The 2,326-nt window shown below is 44.1% G+C and carries 1 protein-coding gene and 1 tRNA gene; one reads left to right on the top strand and one right to left on the bottom strand.

The window, feature by feature from the left end; translation table 11 throughout:
* The first annotated feature begins 1 nt into the window (after window position 1).
* Window positions 2-77 (top strand) — tRNA-Asn (locus tag R7040_RS24315).
* 251 nt (window positions 78-328) lie between these two features.
* On the opposite strand, the gene R7040_RS24310 is transcribed toward R7040_RS24315, so the two are convergent.
* On the bottom strand, window positions 329-1,765 hold the full coding sequence (locus R7040_RS24310; RefSeq protein ID WP_081248198.1) for an NAD-dependent succinate-semialdehyde dehydrogenase: 1,437 nt from the start codon (window positions 1,763-1,765) through the stop codon (window positions 329-331).
* Between the last annotated feature and the right edge of the window lie 561 nt (window positions 1,766-2,326).

Below are 2,326 nucleotides of genomic sequence, written 5' to 3'. Positions count from 1 at the left end.
TTCCTCCTTAGCTCAGTTGGTAGAGCGACGGACTGTTAATCCGCAGGTCGCTGGTTCGAGCCCAGCAGGAGGAGCCATATTAGAAGAAGCCGCATCACTTGATGCGGCTTTTTTGTATTAGTTTAAAGCTAAGCTCTCTCCTACTACTCCATAACGAAATAACATAAGCGCTTTGATTATTAAAAACCGCTTACCGCAAGCTAGCTATCGACTCACTAAGTAACCAGAAAATATTAACCACAAACGCGCGTGGCAAATGGTATGCCTTTCAACTAAAAAAAAGCCAGGTAAAAACCTAGCTTTTTAATTCAATCGGCCATCTCTGAAATCAGCTTAAACCACCAAGACAAATATACTTTGTCTCCAGATATTCATCGAGTCCTTGCTTAGCACCTTCCCGTCCAACACCCGACTCTTTAACTCCACCAAATGGAGCCACTTCAGTAGAGATGATCCCTTCATTCACTCCAACCATACCGTACTCTAAACCTTCACTAAAAGTCACAATACGCTTCAAGCTATTCGTATAGAAATAGCAAGCCAAACCATATTCTGTATCGTTAGCCATTTCGAGAACTTGATCATCATTTTCAAAGGTAACAATAGGCAACACAGGCCCGAATAGCTCTTGCTGAACAATCGACATATTCTGCGTCACACTATCCAAAAGAACGGGCTCCATAAAGCGACCTGGCCGTCTCTGTGGAGAGTTAGCAATAGAGGCTCCTTCTTGTACAGCTTGATCGATCACCGCCTCTAGTCGATGCTTAGAGGCCATCGTAATAACAGGACCTAATGTGACACCTTTCTCTAAACCATTGCCAAGCTTTAATTTGCTTAACTTCGACAATACTTTATCAATAAAAGCTTGTTTTACATTTTTATGAACATATAACCGATTGGTACAAACACATGTTTGCCCTGCATTACGGAACTTCGACGCGACAAGCCCTTCCGCAGCCGCATCTAAGTCTGCATCTTCAAACACGATGAAAGGCGCATTACCACCCAACTCCATCGACACCGCCTTGACTGAATCACTGGCTTGCTTCATCAAAATTTTCCCGACTCGCGTAGACCCCGTAAAAGAGATCTTCTGAATCCTAGGATCAGTACTTAGTACTTGACCAAACTCAGCAGCCTGCTCCGACACCATGACAGAAAGCAGTTCTTTAGGGATACCAGCCTGATAAGCTAACTCAACAACAGCAATTGCAGTGAGAGGGGTAAGCTCTGATGGCTTGATCAACATGCCACAACCTGCCGCTAGGGCTGGTGCTGCTTTTCTTGTAATCATCGCAATAGGGAAGTTCCAAGGTGTAATTGCAGCGCATACTCCCACAGGCTGTCGAATTGCAGATAGACGTCTATCTGTCGTGGGGGCAGGAATAACTTCGCCATAAGCACGTTTTGCTTCTTCTGAGAACCACTCGACAAAAGAGGCACCATACATCACTTCCCCTTTGCTCTCAGCTAAAGGTTTACCCTGCTCTAAGGTAATAATCGTGGCTATGTCTTCTGCATTATCAAGAAGTAGTTGATACCACCCCCTCAAACGACGAGAGCGCTCTTTGGCACTTAATTTAGCCCAACGGACTTGCTCCGTTTTGCACTGACCAATGAGATCATCTAACTCATCAAGAGTACTAGGCTTTAACCGAATTAACTCTTGCTCAGTTGCAGGGTTGATGACCACAATTCCCTCTTCGGAAGACCATTGCTTAAATACAGATTTCAGCGTTTCATTTTTTATTTGTTGCATCATCAAACATACTCCTCAAGAACTCCTCTTAGGTTAATCGCTACTAGCAAGTTCAGCAAAGAAAACAAAGTTTTCTAAAAGGCATTAATTTTCGGAAGACTTAGATCTCTTCCTCACTATATTTCGGGAAATTGCGCAATCCACGCAACGACGGTTTCGCTCTAAATATGGGAGCAATGAATGTTTGAGAAATAAGAAGTAGAAAATTATTGTTTAAGAGAGACGCTAACAAAACGCGCAGTGAGGAAGACTATTCATTCTACTACGGTTGAGGGCGAGTGTTATAAAGACTCATTGTTCAAATGACCAATCTTTCAACGAGGACATGATACAAACTCGGAGTAATTGGAAGTGCAGGCAGCAGGCTCATCTTCCTGAGAAACTCATGCGCCAAAAGGGTCAAGATAGCCGCATCGTATCGCCTTCAATGTGTAAATACATTTCTAGGGAACACGACCAAACGAAAAAGCCCCAGTCTTTCGACTAGGGCTTAATATAAGTGGCGGAGTGGACGGGACTCGAACCCGCGACCCCCGGCGTGACAGGCCGGTATTCTAACCAACT

The sequence above is a fragment of the Vibrio sp. 1069 genome (genome assembly GCF_033340555.1).
This window is presented reverse-complemented; position numbering and strand designations above follow the sequence as displayed.